Origin of the sequence: Bacillus cereus group sp. BfR-BA-01330 (genome assembly GCF_022663885.1) — a bacterium.
GTDB lineage: Bacteria > Bacillota > Bacilli > Bacillales > Bacillaceae_G > Bacillus_A > Bacillus_A cereus.
In genome coordinates, this window is record NZ_JAKUGK010000011.1 from 108,740 (window position 1) to 130,211 (window position 21,472).

Below are 21,472 nucleotides of genomic sequence, written 5' to 3' on the forward strand. Positions count from 1 at the left end.
ACAAAAGTAGGCATATATAGTGAAAAGTAATTATGAAACAATATAAACCGAAAGAATTTTCAGAAATGCTTAATGTCTCTGTTAAGACATTGCAAAGGTGGGACAATCAAGTTGTTTTACCTGCTTACCGAAACCCAAAAGGAAGAAGATATTATACAGAAGAACAGTATAAGAAATATATGGGTATTCAAGAAGAACTTGTTCAGGATTTAATATCTATCATTCATGTATTTAGCTGTAGAATATACGGGTTGAGAAAATACAAAAAGAAAATGTCGGAGGATGAAGACTTATGAAAAGAGCATATTTAATAGAAATCAAACCGACAACTGAACAAATTAGTAAAATCCGTCAAACTATTGGGGTGTGTCGATATGTATATAACCTGTATATCTCTAAAAATAAAGAGGTATATGAGTCGGAGGGGAAATTTCTTAGTGGTTATGACTTTTCCAAATGGTTAAACAACATTCATACAAAAGAGTGTGACCAGTGGATTAAAGAAGTGTCGAGCAAAGCGGTAAAACAAGCGATTATGAATGGAGATAAAGCTTTTAAGCGGTTTTTTAAAGGTTTATCTAAGTTTCCACGATATAAAAAAAAGAAGAAGCAAGATGTGAAGTGCTACTTTCCGAAAAACAACAAAACAGATTGGACAGTAGAAAGACATAGAGTAAAAGTCCCTACAATTGGTTGGATAAGGTTAAAAGAGTATGGATATATTTCAAAAAATACAATTGTAAAAAGTGGTACAGTATATCAAAGAGCAGGAAGATACTATGTGTCTATACTCTGTGAAGTGAAAGAGGTAAAACCAAATGCAACTCTCAATACAGTAGGTCTAGGAATTGATTTGGGAATTAAAGACTTCGCTGTACGTAGCGATGGAAAAACTCACAAAAATATAAATAAAACAGTACAAGTAAAAAAGATAGAAAAACGGTTAAAACGTGAACAACGCTCTTTATCACGCAAATTTGAAAATATAAGAAAGAGAGGTGAACAACCTGTTACTAATAAAAGAGCGAATATAAACAAAAATATTCTTAGGGTGCAACAACTACATGCTAGGCTAGCAAATATTCGATTAGCGTATGTAAAGTCTATTGTAAATGATGTGGTGAAAACCAAGCCAACGTTTATTGTAGTAGAAGATTTGAATGTGAAAGGTATGATGAAGAACAAACATCTATCTAAAGCTGTAGCGCAACAATGTTTTTATGCTTTTAAAACATGGTTATTAACGAAATGTAGGAGATATGGAATTGAACTACGGCAAGTGGACAGATTCTATCCATCTTCTAAAATGTGTTCATGTTGCGGTCAAAAAAAGTCGGATTTAAAGCTGTCTGACCGAGTATATACATGTGAATGTGGCAATGTAATAGATAGAGATTTAAATGCGTCAATCAACCTTTTACAAGCAAAAAAATATACAATACTAACGTAAATAGATTGTATATATGTACGGTGGGCTACATCGGAATTTACGCCTGTGAAGTGTCACAGCAAACTGTAGTAGCAAGTGATTAGCGAGGCAGGGCACGTAGAAGCAGGAATACTCTAAGAATATACATTTGTCTATATTTTTAGTAGCAGGAACATGAATGGCTGTAAGTAAAATAAAAGTCGCGCGTGTTCAATTAGATTTAACACAGCAACAATTAGCAGAAAAAGTAGGCGTTACAAGGCAAACGATTAGTTTAATTGAGAAGGGGAAATACAATCCATCTTTAGATTTATGTTTAAAAATTTGTTATGCAGTAGATAAAACGTTGAATGATTTGTTTTGGGAGGAAAAGGAGTGGTAGGATGAAAATCGTGAAAGATGAACGTTTAATGATTGAAGGGTTAAAACATATTAGATTAGCTTTCATCTTACAAAATATCGTCATACTAGCTATCGTCTTTTACCGCTATGTCTTGCAAGGGGCAGGATATGAAAGTGTTTCGGATTTATTAATGGTATTTATGGGCGGGATAATAATTATTAACTTTTTAAATCTGAAAAATTCAGTGGAAGTGTATGAGCATACGGGCGGAGTGTCGCGTCGTTATTTTATGAAGCTATTATTCATTCCGGTAGGTATTATTATTGGGATTTTAGCTATTTGTATCGTTGTAACACCAGATATTTCGATAAAGGAAATTAGTATGACAGGACTTATTATGTTTGCTTGTTTTTTAGTTCCAAGTTTGTTTATATACATATATATGAAAAAAATAAAAAGAGAAGATTGAAATATAAGAAAGGCTTTCCCATATTGAGGAAAGCTTTTCTCATATTCTTTTATATAGTACTTTATGAAGGCCAATCGGTTCAATTTCAAAGATTTCACCATATTCCTGAAAGCCTAAGTGTTTGTAATAGTCAGCTACAGTAATTCGGCCATTACACCATAATATATTTGCTTGGCGTTCTTGCAAGATTTGTTCCGCCTTCTGAATTAAGGAGCTTCCAGCACGGTTGTTTCGAAATGCAGGTAATGTTGCCATTCCTCGTAGACGATAATGAATACCCGTTGGTAAGTCGGGATATATTTCTTTTGAGAAGGAAGCGATACTAATTAGTTCATCGTTTATAAATGCGCCTAAGTGGAAGGTGTCTGTTTCATAATCGGAAGGGTATTTACAATCTGCTAATGTTTGATTGGGGCGTAAAATTTTTTGACGTAATACGTAAGTTTCAGATCCCTCAATATTTTTCACGGTAATCATATTAACATCCTTTCTTATAACGCTTTTTCTGTTAATTGTATAAAGAAATAGGCAGGTGCGGCGAGAAGTCCGAGTATGCTAGCAGTTCCAAGAAGGAGTGAAAGTAGGAGGCAAGAATATTTTATTCCATTCGATTTTTTCCATCCGTAACTACAAATCTCAATACTAACACCGATGAGAATAATGGCAACGAGTATTTCGGCTAATAATAAGAGAGCTAAAGTTATAATAGACATAATGTAATCCATCCCCATAATATGTGATAGTAACATTTTACCATATGAAACGGAAAAAATGCCCCTCAATTATGTGAGGGGCATTTTTTTATTCTAATATGTTTTTTAGTGTATCGATATGTTCTTTTGAGCCTGTTACAAGTAATGTATCACCGTGTTGTAGTCTTGTATCCCCATGTGGGATTAATGCTTTATTTCCACGATAAATTTGAATGACTAGTACATCACCTAAAAACGGAAGGCGACGAAGTGCAACGCCGTTATATTTATTGCTCCGTAGTTCAACTTCACGGACTGTTTCGTTTGCTGTTGTAATTAAGCGAACGAGACTAGGTTTATCAATAAGCGCACGTAATAAAATACGTGTAGAGTTAATTGTTGAGAATACAGCGATATGTTCTTGCGTTGCTTTTTCTTGTAGAAGTGGATCTTCTACACTTGCAATAACATGTTCAACACCTAGCTCTTTTGCATGTTCTGCCAATAATAAGTTTTGTTCATCATCACTTGTTGCAACAACGACGCGATCTGCATCAAATGCTGTTTGTTCAGTTAATGATGCGATTGTGATGTCATCCAATTTCACGATAGGGAAGTCGTGCGATTTCGCTTCTTCATCATTTATTTTGTTTTGACGCATCATATATAGCGTTACGTCATAATCTTCTCGTTTTAAATCTAGTGATAACGGAAGGGTAATTCTGCTCGCGCCAATAATAGCTACTTTTGGTTTTGGTGTTTCTACTTTTGGGAACATTTTTTTAAACAATATAGGTGCAAAAATACAAGTAATAACTGCGCTTAAAATAAGAGAGGCAGATAAACTTGGACTGATGATCTCCAGTTTTTCACCAATTTGTGCAGCCGCAATAACTAAAGAAAGTGTCGATGTTAATAAAATTGCACTTCCAAGTACGATATTACGTGGATACCATTTTCTTAAGACGAGTGATGGTAAGAGTTTTGAAATAAAGAGTCCTACAATTAAGATTGGGATCATTAGCATGCTAGAAGGTTCTTTGAAAATAGACCACACCTCTAGATTTACACCAACCATTACGAAGAAAATAGGGATGAAGAAACCGTAGCCGATAGAATCAAGTTTTTCCACCATATCTTCATTTGGTGATAATAACGATACGAGTACACCTGCTAAGAAGGCCCCTAAAATATTTTCTGCTCCAACAGATTCCGATAACCCAACTAAGATTAAAATGAGTGCAAAAACAGCTCGTGTATCAATTTGTACACTACCAGCTTTTAAACTATCTAAGTATGGAATGTTTTTAAAGCGTTTTGCAATAAAGTAAATAACAATACCAGCGCCGAATAGAAGAAGAAGAAGCCACATGCTTTGGCCGCTTTCGGAATTTAATCCGACGAATACAGCGAGTAAAATCATTGTAACTAAATCCGCAATAACAGCGACTAATAAAATGATTTGCCCAATTGCTGTTTTTCCTAAGTTATTCTCTTTTAATGTTGGTACAACAACACCTAAAGAAATAGTTGAAATAATTAAAGTCATGAACATTGCATTATCTACGAATCCTAGCCATACGAATAGTAATGATAGGGCATAAGATAAGATGAAAATAAATAAGAAGATAATGCTTGCTGCCTGAAATGTATTTGGTTCGTTTGTCGTATTTTTTTTCCCTTTTTGTTTAAAGATAGAAAAATCAATTTCTAAACCGCTTAAGAACATGAGGAAGATAAATCCTAATGTTGATAAAACTTGAAGCCATATATCTGGCTCAATAATATTAAACCCACTTTTACCTACAAAGATTCCTGCAATAATTTCTGCAACGACCACAGGAAGTGCTTTTAATTTAAAGCGTTGTAACAAAAGGGGAACGAAAAACGCGATTGCAACGACAACCATAAGTGATAGAACAGAAGTATGATGTTCCATTGCGTTCTCTCCCTTCAAATAAATATAGTACCTATTTAGCCATATAATAGGTAGAAAAGCAACGCATATGGATTCGATTTCATAAAGAAAGACTTTTCTTAACATTTGTCATAATAAGTATATTTTTCATGATTATGCTGTTAATTCCGTAATGTGGATGTAATAGAGGGGATAAAAAAAGACTGCTGAGGAATCTCAGCAGTCTTTTTCATGTACATTACATTGAGAAGAAGATCCATACAGTTAAACCAACTGTTGCAGTTGCAACGAAGAAACTGTATATCATTGTAAGAATTTGAACTCTTCCTTCTCCTTCTTTTAAATGCATGAACATAATTAATTGTAACAATGCTTGCGCAACAGCCATTATGATAATAGTTGTTAAGACTGTTGAAAGTGGCAATGTTGTGTAAAGTGCCACGTATAACGCTAGAAACGTTAATGCAAGCGATAAAATAAATCCGAAAACGTGTGACCAAGGGAATCCGCTATGCGCATGTCCGTTTGCTTGATTGTTGTTTTGAGCCATTTACGCCACCATCCCGTTCAAGTAAACTAGTGTGTAAATAAAGACCCAAACAAGATCAAGGAAATGCCAGTATAAGCTGATAATGAATACTTTACGAGCTGTAACTGGTGTTAAACCTCGTTTTAAAATTTGGATAATAACACAAATTGCCCAAATGATACCGCCTGTTACGTGGGCTCCATGCGTTCCAAGAAGAACGAAGAATCCAGATAAGAAAGCACTTGTTTGAATTGTTGCGCCTTCACCAATGTACATAATGAACTCTTCGATCTCGAAGAATAGGAAACCTGCACCTAAAAGTAATGTAAGGACGAACCATCCAAGCATCGCTTTTTGGTTATGCTTACGCATTTCATGAATTACGATACCGCATGTAAAACTACTTGTTAAAAGTAGTAATGTTTGAATTAAAAGCGTTTTAAGTTCAAACAATTGCGCTGGTGTTGGGCCATCTGCCGTACGACCAGCAAGGACTAGATAAGAGGCGAAAAGTGTTGCGAACAGCATAATTTCAGCCCCAAGAAAAATCCAGAATCCTAGGATATTCAATCTGCTTTGTTCGGATTGATATTCCAAAGGTAAGCTTTTATCTAAAGCCGCCATGTCATTTCACCTCTCATGCTATATGTTCTGTTTTTTTAATTTCATCAACACTGATATAGTAGCCTTCATCATAATCGAATGAACGATAGATTAAGCAAGCTAAAATACCAATACCACCGATTGCTGCAAGCCAGAACCAGCTAAATACTAATGCGAAACCTGCAAGACCGAAGAATCCAGACGCAATAATAGGCACACCAGAGTTACTTGGCATGTGAATTGGTTTAATATCTTCTGCTGCTGGTGTAACTGTTTCTCCGCGTTTTTTCATGTACCAGAAAGCATCAGCTTCTTTAATTTCAGGAAGCTTCGCGAAGTTGTAATGTTGTACAGGAGAGTGAGTTGCCCATTCAAGTGTACGACCATCCCATGGATCTCCAGTTGTGTCACGTTCACCGTGACGTGCACTCCAAATTACGTTGTAGCAAAGAAGTAGGAAGCCGATACCCATCATTACCGCACCAACAGATGCGATTTGGTTTAGCCATCCCCATCCAAGACTTTCAGAGTAAGTGTACATACGACGAGTCATACCGTCTAAACCTAAGAAGTACATTGGGAAGAAACAGATGTTGAATCCGCTCATAAAGATCCAGAATGTCCATTTACCTAGGCGTTCATTTAACATATGACCAGTCATTTTTGGATACCAGAATGTGAATCCAGCAAGCATAGCGAATACTGTACCTGCGATTAATACGTAGTGGAAGTGAGCGATTAGGAAGTAGCTGTTATGGTATTGATAATCAGCTGCTGCCATTCCAAGCATAACCCCTGTAACCCCACCGACTACGAAGTTTGGAATAAATGCCAATGACCAAAGCATTGGAACTGTAAAACGAATACGTCCTTTATACAGTGTAAACAACCAGTTAAAGATCTTAACCCCGGTTGGAATCGAAATCGCCATTGTCGAAATCGAGAAGAATGAGTTAACCGCTGGACCTGCACCCATCGTGAAGAAGTGGTGAAGCCATACGACGAAACTTAGTAAAGAAATTGCAACCATTGAGTATACCATTGCACTGTAACCGAATAGACGTTTACGTGAGAATGTACTAATGATTTCAGAGAAAATACCGAATGCCGGTAAAATAACGATATATACTTCAGGGTGACCCCATACCCAGAACAGGTTGGCCCATAACATTGGCATACCGCCGCTCGCCATCGTAAAGAAGTGAGCATCGAATAGACGGTCAAATGTCATTAATGCAAGAGCAACTGTTAATACTGGGAAAGCGAAAATAATGATAATTGTTGTAATTAAGATTGACCAAGTAAACATTGGCATTCTCATTAAAGTCATACCAGGTGTACGCATTTTTAAGATAGTAACAAGGAAGTTAATACCGGTCATTAGCGTACCGAGACCTGAAATCTGTAATGCAATTGCGTAGTAGTTATTTCCTACGCCCGAAGTAAACTCTGTACCTGCCATTGGGAAGTAAGAAGTCCACCCAGCGTCTGGAGAACCACCGATTACGAAAGCGATGTTGAATAACATTGCTCCGACAAAGAATAACCAGAAACTTAAAGCATTTAAGAACGGATATGCAACGTCACGAGCACCAATTTGTAATGGTACTACAAGGTTCATTAATCCCATAACGAATGGCATTGCCATGAAAAGAATCATTACTGTACCATGTGTTGTAAAGATCCCGTTATAGTGTTCAGCGTTTAAATAAGTTGTTTCTGGGAATGTTAACTGTGCACGGATCATTAAACCATCCATACCACCACGGAATAACATGATAACCGCAGAAATAATATACATAGCTCCGATTTTTTTATGGTCAACAGTTGTTAACCATTCGTCCCAAAGCCATTTCCATTTTTTATACTTTGTTAGTACGAAAATGATTGCTAATGTCACAAGAACGATAGAAGCGTCTGCACCGTAAATAATCGGGTCACCTGTGACAAAGAATTCATCAAGCTTCACTGTGTTCACTCCAATCTGTTGGAATAATAGCTATTATTTTTTGTTTTTGTAGTAGTTGTAATCACAATATTCAAGTGATTTTGGATCTACATAACTTAAGTGGTGACTAGAGAATGTCATACGACCAACTACACCAGGTTTAACAATTTCGTTGTACTTAGCTTCTGTTAGTTTAGGAGCAGTTTCTTGTACTTCTTTAACCCACTTGTCATATTTCTCTTTAGTTTTTGCTTCAACTTCGAACTCCATGTGTGTGAATCCTTCACCAGAGAAGTTCGCACTACGGCCTAGGTAAGAACCTGGCTTATCAGCTTGTAAATAAAGATCCATAATCATGCCATCCATTGTGTACTTCATACCACCAAGTTCTGGTACCCAGAAAGCATTCATTGGGCCGACAGAAGTCAGTTTGAATTGAATTGGTACACCAGCTGGGATGTTTAAATAGTTAACGGTTTCAATTTTTTCCTCTGGGTAACTGAATAACCATTTCCAGTTTGCAGATGTAACATAAATTTCAACTGGTTTAATATGTTTGGACTCTTTCGGAACCTCTTCCGAAGCATAAGTTGCTTTTACTGTTGGAATCGATAATGCGATAACGATAATAACAGGAACAAGCGTCCAAATAATTTCTAGTAATGTGTTACCGTGTTGTTCAGGTGGCTCATAGTCCATATTCTCTGGTTTTTCACGATAACGAATCAAGATGACTGTAAACAGAATGAATACAATTGCGATAATTAATGACATAAGCAAGAATGACCAAACAATTAAATCATACTGTGCTTTTGCAACAGGTCCTTGCGGATTTAATACTGCGAGTTTTTTATCACAGCCACCGAGGAACAGAAGTAATGATAACGGAAGAAGCGAAGCCAACTTCCAAAACGCTTTCTTTAGTTGCACGATTGAAAATCTCCTTTCTCCTTGGATTGAAACTATGCCAATAAAACAATATAAACCTATTAATTTATAGAAGGCAATAGTTTTTGATATATTGTTAAAAAATAGACACAAATGCACACTTTTTAAGGTGAATATCATTTGTAACTTGATTACATTGTAAACTATTTTCCAGAGAAAAACGTGATTGTGAAAATTTTAAGATAAATAAAGTTATACCAGGATATCCAAGAAATAGAAAAAAGCTATCTTATCATAAGAAAGATAGCTGAATATTTTGTATATTTAGTTTATTTCTCGTATGACAGTTCGTGGCTGTTCAAGTGTGACAATTTTTTTATATTTAACTTGATATAAAATGTAACAAATAATCATAAATGGAATGCCACAATAAAGAGCAATTCTTTGATCTGGAATGAAAGCCAAACTAACAAATGTAATGAAATTCAGCGAAAACGCTACGATTGGAACTAGTGGATAGAGCGGTGTACGATATTTTAAATCATTTATGTTGCCACCGTTTTTCACGAAATTTCTACGGAAGAAAAACTGTGAAGCGGCGATTGACATCCAAACGACAACGGCAGCCATTGCTGCAATAGATGTTAAAACTAGAAAGACAGTATCTGCCGCAAATACACTTGTTAGTAAGGACAGGCTAGCGAAAATTAGGCTGAAAATTAATGCATTTAGCGGTACACCTTTTTTAGTTAATTTCGTAAATGCTGGACTTGCCATTCCTTGTTTTGCCATCGCCCACAGCATACGAGAATTTGCGTAGAGACCAGAGTTAGCAACGGATAATACAGCTGTAATAATAACAAAGTTCATAATGTCTGCTGCATATGGGACACCGGCTACATCAAATACAAGTACAAAGGGACTTTCGACTAGATTAGCCTCTTGCCATGGGAGTAAACCTACAACAACTGATATCGCTAAGACGAAGAAGAAGAGAGTTCGCCAAATTGTGTTTTTAATTGCTTTTGGAATTGTTTTTTCAGGATTTTCACTTTCGCCTGAAGCGATTCCGATTAATTCTGTTCCTTGGAAGGAGTAATTTACTGTAATCATCGTAAGAAGAACAGCTAATGCACCATTTGGAAATAGCCCGCCATTTTCAGTGAAATTATGAAGCATTGGAGCTGGCTTTCCATTAAAGTCTAGTAGACCGAACATAACAGCGCCGCCAAGTACGATGAAAATAACAATTGTTGCGACTTTTACACTTGCGAACCAAAACTCTGCTTCTGCATATGCTTTTGCTGATAAAGCGTTTACGAGGAAGAGTGCTGCTGCAAATGTAACGCACCAAATCCAGGAAGAAACGTCTGGAAACCAGCGTTTCATTAAAATACTTACAGTTGTTAACTCTACGCCAACTGTAACAGCCCAATTTAACCAATACATCCAACCGACAACAAATCCAAAACCAGGTGAAATGAATTTGCTTGCATAACTTTGGAATGAACCTGCTTCTGGCATAGCGACGGATAATTCACCAAGACATAACATCGTTAAATACATAACAAATCCACCGACTAAAAATGCAAGAATAGCACCACCAGGTCCGGCATTATGGACAATTTGACCAGATCCCATAAATAACCCGGTTCCGATAACACCGCCGAGTGCAATCATAAATAGGTGTCTACTTTTCATTGTTCGTTTTAAATCTGTTTGTTCAATTTGTTGATTCATATGTCCCTCACCCCGTATTTTCTTGAATGTGTGAACTTCGTTTTATTCTGAGTTTTTAATCATTAGTGGGGGATGCAACACACACTCGGTTTATTTGCTATGAAATGAATGGAGTATGTAAAAAAACGAACTATGACTAAATACTCTAAGAATGTTTGTTAACATGGTGATATCTTCACTATGTTAACAATTTTGATTTTAGCAAAATATTCTGTAAATGTATATTTATTTTTCTTTTTATTAAAAATAATTAGAATTTTTATAATTAATTCTATGAGCGATAATTCACATGATCTTTCTAGCAAACTAGTAAGAAGAAGGGTACAATGATAAGAGGTGTATCTGTAAAATAATAATTAATGGAGTTTTGTTTATAATGAAAAAGTTAAAATATCTTTTTGTTTTTGGGATTATACTTGCTGCTGCATTTTTTATAGGAAAAGATAAAATCATGCAAAAGGCGCAAGTTCTACGCTTAGAGTTTCTATCTGAAATGAAAGAAGCAGCTATGATTGAAGATGTTCCGTTTATTAAACAATTACCAGAATTGCCCAGAGGGTGTGAAGTGACAAGTTTAGCTATGTTGCTGCAATATAAAGGTGTACAAGTAGATAAGATGCAACTTGCTAGCGAAATTCATCGTGTTCCATTTGAACAAAATGGTTTGCGTGGAAATCCTTACGAGGGATTTGTGGGAAATATTTATACAAAGGCAGAGCCTGGATATGGTGTATACAATAAACCAATCTTTGATTTAGCAGAAAAATATGTTCCTGAAAAAGTAATTAATTTAACAGGTAGAGACATGCAAGATATATATAAAGTAATTAGTTCTGGCTCTCCGGTATGGGTCATTATTAATACGACGTTTAAGCCGCTAGCTGAAAGTAGTTTTGAAACATGGAATACGAGTTCAGGCGAAGTGAAAATTACATATTATGAGCATAGTGCAGTAGTAATTGGATATGATCAAAACTTTGTATATGTAAATGATCCTCTTAAAAATAATCCACGTTTGGCTGTTCCGCGAGCAGAATTTGAGAAAGCTTGGGAGCAAATGGGAAAACAAGCAATTACTATTTTATAATAATGAAAAAGTCATCTTTGGGATGGCTTTTTCTTTTTGGTTTATTAACACTGAAAATTCAGAAGATTCTTTTAAAAGTTAACGATTCACGTTATAATAACATTTAACTTGGTGAAGAAGGGGAGAAGAGAAATGGATGTTGCAAAGGAACTTGTTTTGTCAAAAAATCAGTTAGTTGAGTGGAGAAGGCATTTTCATAAGTATCCAGAGTTATCTTTTCAAGAAGAGAAAACATCGCAGTTTGTGTTCGATATACTTCGGAAATTCCCATATTTAGAAGTGTCACGGCCGACTAAATATAGTGTGATGGCAAAGTTAGTAGGTAAACATCCGGGCAAAACAGTTGCGATTCGAGCCGATATGGATGCTCTTCCTATTCATGAAGAAAATGTGTTTGATTTTATTTCTACATATAAAGGTGTAATGCATGCATGTGGTCATGATGGACATATAGCGATATTACTTGGGGTTGTACATAAGTTGGTAGAAGAAAGAGAGAAGATTAAAGGGGAGATTCGTTTTCTATTCCAACATGCTGAAGAGAATTTTCCTGGTGGTGCAGAGGAGATGGTTGCTGCAGGTGTAATGGAAGGTGTGGATTATATTATTGGTGCTCACCTTTGGGCGTCGTTAGAGGTTGGGAAAATAGGTGTTATTTATGGTCCTGCAATGGCTGCACCGGATGTTTTTAAAATTAAGATAGAGGGAAAAGGTGGACATGCTGGAATCCCTCATGAAACGGTGGATAGTATTGCAATCGGAACACAAGTCGTTTCGCAACTTCAGCAAATTGTATCTCGCCTCACGAATCCATTAGATTCTCTCGTAATATCTGTTACGCAATTTCATGCTGGGACAACTCATAATGTAATACCAGAGCAAGCTGAGATTGAAGGGACAGTAAGAAGTTTAAGACATGAATTACGAGGTGAAACAGAGAAGAAGATTGAGCGGATTGTGAAGCATATTACGGAATCTTACGGAGCGAAATATACATTTTCATATGAATATGGATATCGACCAGTTGTAAATGATTATGAAGCTACAGAGCTTATTGAACAAACGGCATTACAACTTTATGGAAGGGATAGAGTTGTTCGTTTACAGCCGACGATGGCTGGAGAAGATTTTTCAGCGTTTTTACAAAAGGCACCGGGGACATTCTTTTTTATTGGAGCGGGAAATAAAGAGAAAGGTATTATATATCCTCACCATCACCCTCGTTTTACGATTGACGAAGATGCATTACCGATTGGAGTGGAAGTCTTTGTATCAGCCATTATGAACTTTATAAGTAAAGGAGAATGAGATGAAGAAAATACACATTCTAGCGCTTATCCCAGTTCTTTGTTTAGTAGTTGGGCCAATATTTGCGAATTCAGTTACTCCTTACGTATTAGGGATGCCATTTTTATTATTTTGGGTATTATTATCAGTGTTTATTACATCTTTTTGTATGGGGCTTGTGTACGTGTTTGATCCTGCTAATAAGGAGGATGTAAAATGACTGCATTACTTATCATTATTTTATTTTTGTTTCTCGCACTATTTTTAGGGATTCGGGCACAACATGGAAAAGATATGAATTTAGAACAATGGTCAGTTGGAGGAAGAGGATTTGGCACTATTTTTGTTTTTCTCCTTATGGCAGGTGAAATTTATACGACGTTTACATTTTTAGGGGGAAGCGGCTGGGCATATAGTAAAGGAGCACCTACCTTTTATATTTTGGGATATGGTGCTTTAGCTTATCTTTTATCGTATTTTTTATTGCCACCCATTTGGAAGTATGCGAAAGAGCATAACCTTGTTTCACAGTCAGATTTTTTTGCGAAGAAATATAGAAGTAAAGCGCTTGGACTTATTGTTTCGATTGTTGGTGTTGTTTCCATCATCCCATATCTTGTTTTACAGTTAAAAGGACTGGGAATTATCGTTTCAGAAGCTTCTTACGGAAGGGTGTCACCTGTTGTTGCAGTATGGATCGGTGCTATTGTTATAACTATATATGTAATGGTTTCAGGTATACATGGTTCGGCTTGGACGGCTGCTTTGAAGGATATTATGATACTGTTTATCGTTATGTTTTTAGGTATATATTTGCCGTATCATTATTATGGAGGATTTCAGCCGATGTTTGAGGCTGTAGAGGCAGCGAAACCGGGATTTTTATCTTTACCTGAAGAAGGAATGAGTATTTCTTGGTTTGTTTCTACTATTATATTAACGGCCCTCGGTTTTTATATGTGGCCTCATACATTTGCTTCTGCTTTTTCTGCAAAAAATGAAAAAGTATTTCGTAAAAATGCAGCAATTATGCCATTGTATTCTTTAGTTTTACTTTTCGTATTTTTTGCAGGATTTGCTGCTATATTGCAAGTTCCTGGGTTAAAGGGAGCGGATGTAGATCTTTCGTTATTCCGTCTTGCTTTACAAACTTTTGATCCTTGGTTTATTGGAATTATTGGTAGTGCGGGAGTATTAACGGCATTGGTTCCAGGGTCTATGCTTGTTATGGCGGCTTCTACACTGTTAGCAAAAAATATTTACCGAACGATAGTCCCGTCTGCTTCAGATAGACAAGTTGCTAAGATGGCAAAATTATTTGTGCCTGTAGTAACGCTCGTGGCAGTTTTATTTACATTTAAAGGAGGAGAAACAATAGGAGCACTTCTATTAATGGGATACAGTATCGTTACACAACTTTTCCCTGCACTTGTATGTAGCTTGTTTCCACGTCAAATTATTACGAAGCAAGGGGCGATTGCAGGAATGGGAGTTGGGCTATTAGTGGTCGCATATATTACCTTATCTGGTTCAACTATAGCCACGATGTTTCCGAGTTTCCCGCAGTATATAAAAGATTTGAATGTAGGTATAGTCGCATTGTTAATTAATATAATTGTGATGTTTGTAGTTAGTGGATTTACAAAAGGTGTATTTATAAAGAAAAACACTATAATAGTAGAAAAGTAATTCGTTTATCCTGCATTAACGGGCAGTAAGACCCCCACCTCAAAATTCAGCGGAAGCAAAGAAGTTAGGTGGGGATTAAACTGTCCGTAAAAGCCCGATTGGTGAGGGTTGATTAAAGTTTTACTTTATTAGAGCTATCTTTGAAAAGAGATAGCTCTTTTTTTGTATATATTTCCTTCTATTAGCGGAATCTAACTAAAAACTTGTTGAAAAGGAAGCTAGGTGGGGAAATTGTTAGAGCTTGAAGGTAACTTATTTGAAGTTATGAAAGAAATTAGGGATGAGTTAGGTTCACCTAATGATTTAACAATTAGAGAAGTTGCTCTTGCTGGGAGTTTTACACGTTGTGCGGTTGTGTTTTTATGTGGATTGACAGATAAGGATAATGTTTATAAATATGTCATTCGCACACTGCAATACGAAGAAATTATAAATGAGGAAGCTGTTGTTCAAACGTTATTGGATCGTTTTATTTCTATCGCAGAAGTGGGTGTAAAGACGAAGTTTCCAGATATTATGAATGCGATATTAGCGGGAGATACAGTTATATTAATTGATAATATTCAAACCGCTATCGTTATTAATAGTAGGGCCTGGGAGAAGCGAAGTTTAGAACCACCAGTGACAGAAGATTTAATACGCGGACCGAGAGTTGGATTAAATGAAGATATTAATGTGAATAAAATGTTAATCCGACGCAGTTTACGCGATCCAAAGTTGAGGTTCCAATCTTATATTATGGGGAAGCGATCGCAGAAAGAAGTAACCCTAGTATATATAGAAGATATTATTAATCCTCACATTGTAAAAGAGTTAGATCGCCGTCTTCAATCAATAGTGACAGATGTCGTTTTGGAAACAGGTACGATTGAACAATTAATTCAGGATAATAATTTATCCCCATTTCCACAGTTTTTGAATACAGAGAGGCCTGATAATATTATAGCCTCATTAGCGAAAGGGAAGGCGGCCATTTTAGTAGACGGATCCCCGTTTGCTCTTATTGCACCACTTGTGTTTGTTGATATTTTTCAATCTGTAGAAGATCATTACGAGCGCTGGGTGATTGGAACGTTATTAAGATTTTTACGTATGGGTTCAGGCATAATTGCGGTTTTGTTACCAGCTATGTATGTAGCACTTGTATCTTATCATCAAGGACTTATTCCTTCTAAACTGGCTTATTCAATTGCAGGTGCGAGGGAAGGTGTTCCGTTTCCTGCATATATTGAAACGTTAATGATGGCCTTGACTATGGAATTAATACGAGAAGCTGGAATCCGATTGCCGAAACCGATGGGACAAACGATAGGGATTGTAGGAGGTCTTGTAATTGGAGAAGCTGCGGTAAATGCAGGGATTGTAAATCCGTTTTTAGTTATTATTATTGCAGTTACTGCGATTGCTACGTTTTCGCTTCCTGTATATAGTATTACGATTACGTTCCGAATTTTACTTTTCGTCTTTGTATTAGCTGCAACGGCTTTTGGGCTGTATGGGATCATTCTAGCTCTGATCGCACTTGCTATTCATATTACAAATTTAACAAGTGTTGGTATACCGTATACAACTCCAATTGCTCCTGCATTTTATAAAGATTGGAAAGAAGAATTTATTCGCATGCCAAAATCGATGTTGAAAGATAGACCAGAGTACTTACAAACAAAAGATTCTACAATACGTCCAAAGGAGCGAAAATAAGTGAAACCATTTGAGTATGGCGATGAAGAGATTGGATCTCGTGAAATTGGGTTTGCGGTATCATCGACCATTATTGGTATAGGGGCATTGTCTATGCCAAGAGATATCGCTAACCAAACTTTATTTTCGGACGGTTGGATTATCTTGCTTTTGGGTGGATTGATCTGCGCGGTTTTAGGTTGGTTTGTGACGAGAGTGGCTATCTTATTTCCAAAACAAAATTTTGTTCAATATACGAGTGCGCATTTGACGAAGCCTGTTGCATACACAATTAGTAGTATTTTAGTATTAACGTTTGCTGCTTTGACAGCATATGAATCGCGAATGATTTCAGTTATTTCTCAAACGTATTTATTTAGTGATACACCAATACAACTACTGTCTTTCTTCTTCTTATTAGTTGTTATTTATGGAATAGCAGGATCAAGAGCAGCCTTATTAAGGTTAAATGTTTTATTCTTACCTATTGTTTTAATTGCGATAGTACTTCTTTCTTTATTGAATATAAATTTAATGGAAATAAATAATTTACTACCAGCTTTTCAAACGAAAGTAAGTCAATATGCTGTTGGAGTTAAAAATTCTATTTTTACGTTTATTGGATTTGAAGTAGCGTTATTTTATGCGGTTTTGCTGAATGATAAGACAGCGAAAAAAGCGCCAATGGCAGTCGCGAAAGCGGTGATGGTAAACGTGCTGTCATACATTTTAATTTATGTAACTTGTATTAGTGTTTTTACTTATATGACAACACGTGGATTGACATATCCAACAATTGAATTAGGGAAAGAAATTGAAATTGGTGGAGGATTTTTAGAAAGGTTTGATGCGATTTTTTTTACGACTTGGATTATTACTATTTATAACACTACAGCAATGTATTATGATGTCGCATCTTTATTGTTTTGTGCTATGTTTCCGAAAGTGAAGAAACATATTTTTATTTTCGTAAGTGCCCCTATTATTTTTATGGTGAATATGATACCTAGTAGTTTGAATGCTTTATCAAGTTATGGGACTTATTTAGCTTGGATAGATATGGGGTTTGTTGTGTTAGCGCCTTTGCTCGTTTTAATTGTATATAAAATAAAAAGAAGGAATGGTGGAAATGAAACACCTTCTTAAAATTATAATGGTTATGGCTTTAACTGGATTTATGAGTGGGTGTTCTGAGTTAGAAGAGATAGAAGAAAGAGGATTTGTAGTAGGAGCGGCTTACGATATCGTAAAGGAGAAGAAAGCGAATCCAATTATGAAAGGAACCTATCAGATGGTACTCCCTAGTAAATTGTCTCAACAGGGTGGACAAGGGGGTGGGGATAGCGAAAATTATATTAATGTTAGTGCAAAAGCAGATAGTGTATTTGAACAAATAAGAATAATCGCCAAAAAAATTAGTCGTACATTATTTTTCCCTCATATACAAGTGATTATTTTCTCTGAAGAATTACTTTCACATCCATACATTTTGCAAAATACGTTAGATGTATATATTCGCGATCATGAGATGAGAAGAAATATTCGTTTGTTCGTTTCTAATAAAAATGCCGAAGCTATTTTAAAACAAAGTGCCAAGCCTGAAAATTTACCGGCGCAGTATATTGATATGTTAGCTGAACACCCTCCAAAAAATGCCCAAATGATTGAGGCTGCAAGAATTGGTGAGGTGCAGGAAAAGATGATCTCTAACCGAAGTTTTGTATTACCTATTCTTGAACTAACAAAACAAGGGGTACAAATGAACGGTGCAGCATTGTTTCGTGGAAAGGATAATAAGTGTGTAGGCAATTTGAGTGGGGAAGAAACATTAGGGATGAATTATATAATAGGTAAAAAAATTGGAGGTTTTTTTACCATTCGTAAAAAGGATCAACTTATTACATATGAAATTCATAAGTTACGTCGAAAAATTAAAGTATCCACAACGAATGCTACAAAACCGAAATTTAATATTCATTTATTTCTGGAAGGTACAATAGCTGAGTTGCACTTTAGTGATCATAAAAAGGTTTTGAATGAAAAACGTTTAGAGAAGGATATATCGGAAGAAATGGAGGAGCGTATTCAAAAATCGATTAAGCTTGTTCAAAAAAAATATAAGGTAGATGTATTAGAGTTAGGGGAAGTGTATAAGAGACATAATTATAAAGAATGGACAAAAATAAGTAAGAATTGGGATCAAGGCGAAAATTACTTTAGTAATGCTGAAATTACTGTTCACGTTCATCCAACAATTGAACATTCAGGTTCAGCTTTACCGAAAAGAGTGAAATAAGGTGATGAAAGTTGTTTACTGGATTAGGAATTAGTTGCACGATATTAATGGCGGTGCTGCCGGGGGCTATATATTTCATTCATAAAAAACTCACAACGTATGGAGCGCAGCCGTGGAATACTGATGTACAAAAAAAGAAACCTGAATGATTTTCAGGTTTCTTTCGGACAAAGCATATGTGAAGGGGGATGCCTTCTATGTATGCTTTGTTTTATACAAGCCCTAACCAATGTACCAATTGTGTAGAGAGGAATGTAACAACAATGGCGATAACGGTAGGGATTGCAAACGATAAGAATGTCCATTTTGCACTTTTTGTTTCTTTGTATATGTTAACCAGTGTTGTTCCGCACGGGAAATGAAGAAGTGAGAACAACATTGTGTTTAACGCTGTTAACCAAGTCCAACCATTTTCTAGGAATAGATTTTTAATTTGATTAAAATCATCTATTTCAGTTAAAGCCCCAGTTGATAAGTAAGACATTAATAAAATTGGGATTACAATTTCATTAGCAGGTAGTCCAAGAATGAATGCAGCTAGAATAAACCCGTCAAGTCCTAACATTTTAGCAAATGGATCTAGGAAATTTACAAAATACATAAGTAAGCTTGTGTCACCGATAAAAATGTTAGCAAGTAACCAAGTTAATGCAGCTGCAGGGGCAGCAACAACTATAGCTCGTTTTAAAACGTAGATTGATTTATCGAGTGTTGCGCGAACAATTGTATTCCAAACTTTTGGCTTGCGGTACGGAGGTAACTCAAGTGTGTAGTGAGTTGGAACCCCTTTTAAGGCTGTTTTTGATAGTACCCAAGAAACAGTTAATGTCATAATAACACCAAGTACAACCATTCCAACTACAACGCCAGCAGTAACCAATGTTTGCATACTGCCTGTATAACCAGCAGCCATAAATAGTGAAGCCATTAAAATTAACATAGGCCAGCGACCGTTACAAGGAACGAAGTTGTTCGTTAAAATTGCTAGCATACGTTCACGTGGTGATTCAATGATACGTGTTGACATAATGGCTGCTGCATTACAACCAAATCCCATTGCCATTGTTAAAGATTGTTTCCCGTGTGCACCGGATCGTTTGAATAAGCGGTCCATATTAAACGCGACACGTGGTAAGTATCCATAGTTTTCTAATAGCGCGAACATAGGGAAAAAGATTGCCATAGGTGGTAACATAACGCTAATAACAGCACCGATACCACGGAACAAACCAAGTATTAAAATGCCATGTAACCATTCAGGTGCATGCGCTGCTTGGAACCAAGATGTTAAATATCCTTCGGCCCATCCGAAGAATTCGGCAATCATATCAGATGGTACGTTAGCGCCTGCAATTGTAAGATAAAAAATAATAGATAAAATACCGAGCATAATTGGGAATCCCCAGATTGGAGATGTGAAAATTTTATCTAGTTTTTCGGAACGATATAATTTATCAGTATTTGTATATTGGACAGATTCTTTACATATGCTTGCAGATGTTCGGTAAATATCTCCGACTATATCATCTCGTATATCTTCTTTTGAAAGTGTTTGTGCATGTTGAATAATATAGTCTAATGGAAGAGCTTTACTGGCTGAGTGAGATTCCATTAATTACGACCTCCCTTACAAGTGGTTCATTATGGTGTTTTTGAAGTGTAGTTAAGAAATTTTTATCTCCATCTAATATACGTAACGCAATCCAACGTGCTGGATACGTATCACCGAACACTTTATAAATTTGTGGTTCTAATTCCTGAATCATATTTTCGATTTTTTCGCTGTAAGTAATTTTAATTGGTGTTAGAATTAGTTTTTTATTTGCTATTTTTGCAATAACATTTAGCAAATGACCAATACCTACTCGGTTACGTGCTGAAATTTTAACGACAGGTACACCAAGTGATTTTGCTAATTTCTTTTCATCGATAACAATCCCTTTTTTCTCGGCTTCATCAATTAAGTTAATGCAAATGACTACATTGTTTGTCATCTCCATCACTTGAAGTGCTAAATTTAAATTTCTTTCCATAGCAGTTGCGTCTATAACAACTACAGTTACTTCTGGTTTTTCAAATATAATATAATCCCTCGCTACTTCTTCGTCTGCGGAATTTGAGTATAGTGAGTAGGTTCCAGGTAAATCTATTAGTGTATAATTACTTCCGTTATGTTCATATTCTCCTTCAGCTTTTAAAACAGTTTTTCCCGTCCAGTTTCCAGTATGTTGTTTTAAGCCTGTTAAAGTATTAAATAATGTACTTTTCCCTGTATTCGGGTTACCAGCTAAAGCGATACGATGTTTGCTCATCTGAAATCATCTCCTATTAATACCCCGAAAATAAGGGAGCTTTCTTCTTTACGCAGTGCAATAGTTGTGTTACTCACTTGATAAGCGACCGGATCTCCAAGTGGACTGCGTTGCAATACTTTAATCGTCGCCCCCGGGATAAATCCCAAATCTAATAAGCGTCGTTTCATAGTTCCTTCTAATTGTATCTTCTCAATTTGTACAAACTCTCCTATTTTAAATTCGGAAAGTGGTTTTATATTAGCCGATACCATAAAAGTTACCTCATCTCTATATTTTTAGTTTGAGTTTAAAAAGTTTCCTAAGGTAAACTTTTTGTTAGTAATATAGTAGACTACATTGGATTATGTTGTCAATTAGTACTTTAAAAATATTCATTTATTTTTAGAATTGTTCCAATTTATTTAGTTGTACTAAAAAATATTACTGAAATTATTTTTAATGTGCATAAATTAGGTGTGTAAAAATTACAAAATACAGCGGAATTGTAAATGTAACTTTAACGAAAAGGGAAAAAGAGAGAAAAACATTTACATTGAATTTACATTGTTAAGAATATATT

At 35.9% G+C, this 21,472-nt stretch carries 22 protein-coding genes and 2 pseudogenes; 13 read left to right on the plus strand and 11 right to left on the minus strand.

What is annotated here, in order from left to right; genetic code table 11:
• Positions 1-32 precede the first annotated feature (32 nt).
• The 5 genes and pseudogenes from MR112_RS29100 to MR112_RS26115 form a co-directional block, all read left to right on the plus strand.
• Positions 33-161: pseudogene (locus tag MR112_RS29100) on the plus strand (MerR family transcriptional regulator); the annotation flags it as partial.
• A 27-nt stretch (positions 162-188) separates the two neighbouring features.
• A pseudogene (locus MR112_RS29105) lies at positions 189-296 on the plus strand (IS607 family transposase); the annotation flags it as partial.
• A complete protein-coding gene (locus MR112_RS26105) occupies positions 293-1,450 on the plus strand; it encodes an RNA-guided endonuclease InsQ/TnpB family protein (protein WP_042884452.1) in 1,158 nt (385 codons plus the stop codon). The pseudogene MR112_RS29105 and the gene MR112_RS26105, both read left to right, overlap by 4 nt.
• A gap of 157 nt (positions 1,451-1,607) precedes the next feature.
• A complete protein-coding gene (locus tag MR112_RS26110) occupies positions 1,608-1,811 on the plus strand; it encodes a helix-turn-helix transcriptional regulator (RefSeq protein WP_000301183.1) in 204 nt (67 codons plus the stop codon).
• 1 nt (position 1,812) lies between these two features.
• Entirely contained in the window at positions 1,813-2,241 is a 429-nt protein-coding gene (locus MR112_RS26115) for a hypothetical protein (RefSeq protein ID WP_000706629.1), read from the plus strand.
• A gap of 39 nt (positions 2,242-2,280) precedes the next feature.
• Here MR112_RS26115 and MR112_RS26120 read toward each other — a convergent pair whose 3' ends face one another.
• From MR112_RS26120 to MR112_RS26155, 8 genes are all read right to left on the minus strand, one after another.
• Complete coding sequence (locus MR112_RS26120; RefSeq protein ID WP_000633767.1) at positions 2,281-2,718, minus strand: GNAT family N-acetyltransferase; 438 nt, start codon at positions 2,716-2,718, stop codon at positions 2,281-2,283.
• Positions 2,719-2,732: 14 nt separating this feature from the next.
• Positions 2,733-2,990 (minus strand): DUF4022 family protein, encoded by a 258-nt coding sequence (locus tag MR112_RS26125; RefSeq protein WP_000926991.1) that lies wholly within the window; start codon positions 2,988-2,990, stop codon positions 2,733-2,735.
• A 52-nt stretch (positions 2,991-3,042) separates the two neighbouring features.
• Complete coding sequence (locus MR112_RS26130) at positions 3,043-4,872, minus strand: monovalent cation:proton antiporter family protein (protein WP_000399962.1); 1,830 nt, start codon at positions 4,870-4,872, stop codon at positions 3,043-3,045.
• 217 nt (positions 4,873-5,089) lie between these two features.
• Entirely contained in the window at positions 5,090-5,401 is a 312-nt protein-coding gene (qoxD, locus tag MR112_RS26135) for a cytochrome aa3 quinol oxidase subunit IV (RefSeq protein WP_000068425.1), read from the minus strand.
• Positions 5,402-6,004, minus strand: coding sequence for a cytochrome aa3 quinol oxidase subunit III (gene qoxC, locus MR112_RS26140; RefSeq protein WP_000729317.1), 603 nt, complete (start codon positions 6,002-6,004; stop codon positions 5,402-5,404).
• Between the two features lie 13 nt (positions 6,005-6,017).
• Positions 6,018-7,952, minus strand: coding sequence for a cytochrome aa3 quinol oxidase subunit I (qoxB, locus tag MR112_RS26145; RefSeq protein WP_000762366.1), 1,935 nt, complete (start codon positions 7,950-7,952; stop codon positions 6,018-6,020).
• A gap of 33 nt (positions 7,953-7,985) precedes the next feature.
• Complete coding sequence (locus MR112_RS26150; RefSeq protein WP_001176165.1) at positions 7,986-8,861, minus strand: cytochrome aa3 quinol oxidase subunit II; 876 nt, start codon at positions 8,859-8,861, stop codon at positions 7,986-7,988.
• Positions 8,862-9,143: 282 nt separating this feature from the next.
• Entirely contained in the window at positions 9,144-10,559 is a 1,416-nt protein-coding gene (locus MR112_RS26155) for an amino acid permease (protein WP_001075759.1), read from the minus strand.
• Positions 10,560-10,935: 376 nt separating this feature from the next.
• Here MR112_RS26155 and MR112_RS26160 point away from each other — a divergent pair, with 376 nt between their 5' ends.
• The 8 genes from MR112_RS26160 to MR112_RS26195 all read left to right on the plus strand — a co-directional run bounded on the left by MR112_RS26160 (position 10,936) and on the right by MR112_RS26195 (position 18,747).
• The gene (locus MR112_RS26160; RefSeq protein ID WP_000734488.1) at positions 10,936-11,646 is read left to right on the plus strand and encodes a C39 family peptidase; all 711 of its coding nucleotides are present in this window, start codon (positions 10,936-10,938) and stop codon (positions 11,644-11,646) included.
• A gap of 132 nt (positions 11,647-11,778) precedes the next feature.
• Positions 11,779-12,954 carry an amidohydrolase gene (locus tag MR112_RS26165; protein ID WP_242245671.1) on the plus strand — a complete coding sequence of 392 codons (1,176 nt, stop codon included), beginning with the start codon at positions 11,779-11,781 and terminating at the stop codon, positions 12,952-12,954.
• Position 12,955: 1 nt separating this feature from the next.
• The gene (locus MR112_RS26170; protein ID WP_000719833.1) at positions 12,956-13,153 is read left to right on the plus strand and encodes a DUF3311 domain-containing protein; all 198 of its coding nucleotides are present in this window, start codon (positions 12,956-12,958) and stop codon (positions 13,151-13,153) included.
• Positions 13,150-14,622, plus strand: a complete 1,473-nt coding sequence (locus tag MR112_RS26175) for a sodium:solute symporter family protein (RefSeq protein ID WP_000125937.1) — start codon at positions 13,150-13,152, stop codon at positions 14,620-14,622. The genes MR112_RS26170 and MR112_RS26175 overlap by 4 nt, the downstream gene beginning before the upstream one ends.
• A gap of 222 nt (positions 14,623-14,844) precedes the next feature.
• Complete coding sequence (gene gerLA, locus MR112_RS26180) at positions 14,845-16,323, plus strand: spore germination protein GerLA (protein WP_002023287.1); 1,479 nt, start codon at positions 14,845-14,847, stop codon at positions 16,321-16,323.
• Complete coding sequence (gene gerLB, locus MR112_RS26185) at positions 16,324-17,448, plus strand: spore germination protein GerLB (RefSeq protein ID WP_000802005.1); 1,125 nt, start codon at positions 16,324-16,326, stop codon at positions 17,446-17,448.
• Positions 17,432-18,598, plus strand: coding sequence for a spore germination protein GerLC (gerLC, locus tag MR112_RS26190; protein WP_000681628.1), 1,167 nt, complete (start codon positions 17,432-17,434; stop codon positions 18,596-18,598). The genes gerLB and gerLC overlap by 17 nt, the downstream gene beginning before the upstream one ends.
• 11 nt (positions 18,599-18,609) lie before the next feature.
• The gene (locus tag MR112_RS26195) at positions 18,610-18,747 is read left to right on the plus strand and encodes a hypothetical protein (protein ID WP_000493991.1); all 138 of its coding nucleotides are present in this window, start codon (positions 18,610-18,612) and stop codon (positions 18,745-18,747) included.
• 62 nt (positions 18,748-18,809) lie between these two features.
• On the opposite strand, the gene MR112_RS26200 is transcribed toward MR112_RS26195, so the two are convergent.
• The 3 genes from MR112_RS26200 to MR112_RS26210 are packed head-to-tail and all read right to left on the minus strand — an operon-like array spanning position 18,810 to position 21,164.
• Complete coding sequence (locus MR112_RS26200) at positions 18,810-20,210, minus strand: nucleoside recognition domain-containing protein (protein WP_000443605.1); 1,401 nt, start codon at positions 20,208-20,210, stop codon at positions 18,810-18,812.
• Positions 20,188-20,910, minus strand: coding sequence for a FeoB small GTPase domain-containing protein (locus MR112_RS26205; protein WP_242245682.1), 723 nt, complete (start codon positions 20,908-20,910; stop codon positions 20,188-20,190). Before MR112_RS26205 ends, MR112_RS26200 begins: the two co-directional genes overlap by 23 nt.
• Positions 20,907-21,164 carry a FeoA family protein gene (locus MR112_RS26210; RefSeq protein WP_000252982.1) on the minus strand — a complete coding sequence of 86 codons (258 nt, stop codon included), beginning with the start codon at positions 21,162-21,164 and terminating at the stop codon, positions 20,907-20,909. The genes MR112_RS26205 and MR112_RS26210 overlap by 4 nt, the downstream gene beginning before the upstream one ends.
• Positions 21,165-21,472 lie beyond the last annotated feature (308 nt).

Coding starts and splice junctions, on each gene's coding strand:
- MR112_RS26105 (WP_042884452.1), top strand. CDS start 293: ATGAAAAGAGCATATTTAATAGAAATCAAACCGACAACTGAACAAATT.
- MR112_RS26110 (WP_000301183.1), top strand. CDS start 1,608: ATGGCTGTAAGTAAAATAAAAGTCGCGCGTGTTCAATTAGATTTAACA.
- MR112_RS26115 (WP_000706629.1), top strand. CDS start 1,813: ATGAAAATCGTGAAAGATGAACGTTTAATGATTGAAGGGTTAAAACAT.
- MR112_RS26120 (WP_000633767.1), bottom strand. CDS start 2,718: ATGATTACCGTGAAAAATATTGAGGGATCTGAAACTTACGTATTACGT.
- MR112_RS26125 (WP_000926991.1), bottom strand. CDS start 2,990: ATGTTACTATCACATATTATGGGGATGGATTACATTATGTCTATTATA.
- MR112_RS26130 (WP_000399962.1), bottom strand. CDS start 4,872: ATGGAACATCATACTTCTGTTCTATCACTTATGGTTGTCGTTGCAATC.
- qoxD (WP_000068425.1), bottom strand. CDS start 5,401: ATGGCTCAAAACAACAATCAAGCAAACGGACATGCGCATAGCGGATTC.
- qoxC (WP_000729317.1), bottom strand. CDS start 6,004: ATGGCGGCTTTAGATAAAAGCTTACCTTTGGAATATCAATCCGAACAA.
- MR112_RS26155 (WP_001075759.1), bottom strand. CDS start 10,559: ATGAATCAACAAATTGAACAAACAGATTTAAAACGAACAATGAAAAGT.
- MR112_RS26160 (WP_000734488.1), top strand. CDS start 10,936: ATGAAAAAGTTAAAATATCTTTTTGTTTTTGGGATTATACTTGCTGCT.
- MR112_RS26165 (WP_242245671.1), top strand. CDS start 11,779: ATGGATGTTGCAAAGGAACTTGTTTTGTCAAAAAATCAGTTAGTTGAG.
- MR112_RS26170 (WP_000719833.1), top strand. CDS start 12,956: ATGAAGAAAATACACATTCTAGCGCTTATCCCAGTTCTTTGTTTAGTA.
- MR112_RS26175 (WP_000125937.1), top strand. CDS start 13,150: ATGACTGCATTACTTATCATTATTTTATTTTTGTTTCTCGCACTATTT.
- gerLC (WP_000681628.1), top strand. CDS start 17,432: ATGAAACACCTTCTTAAAATTATAATGGTTATGGCTTTAACTGGATTT.
- MR112_RS26200 (WP_000443605.1), bottom strand. CDS start 20,210: ATGGAATCTCACTCAGCCAGTAAAGCTCTTCCATTAGACTATATTATT.
- MR112_RS26205 (WP_242245682.1), bottom strand. CDS start 20,910: ATGAGCAAACATCGTATCGCTTTAGCTGGTAACCCGAATACAGGGAAA.
- MR112_RS26210 (WP_000252982.1), bottom strand. CDS start 21,164: ATGGTATCGGCTAATATAAAACCACTTTCCGAATTTAAAATAGGAGAG.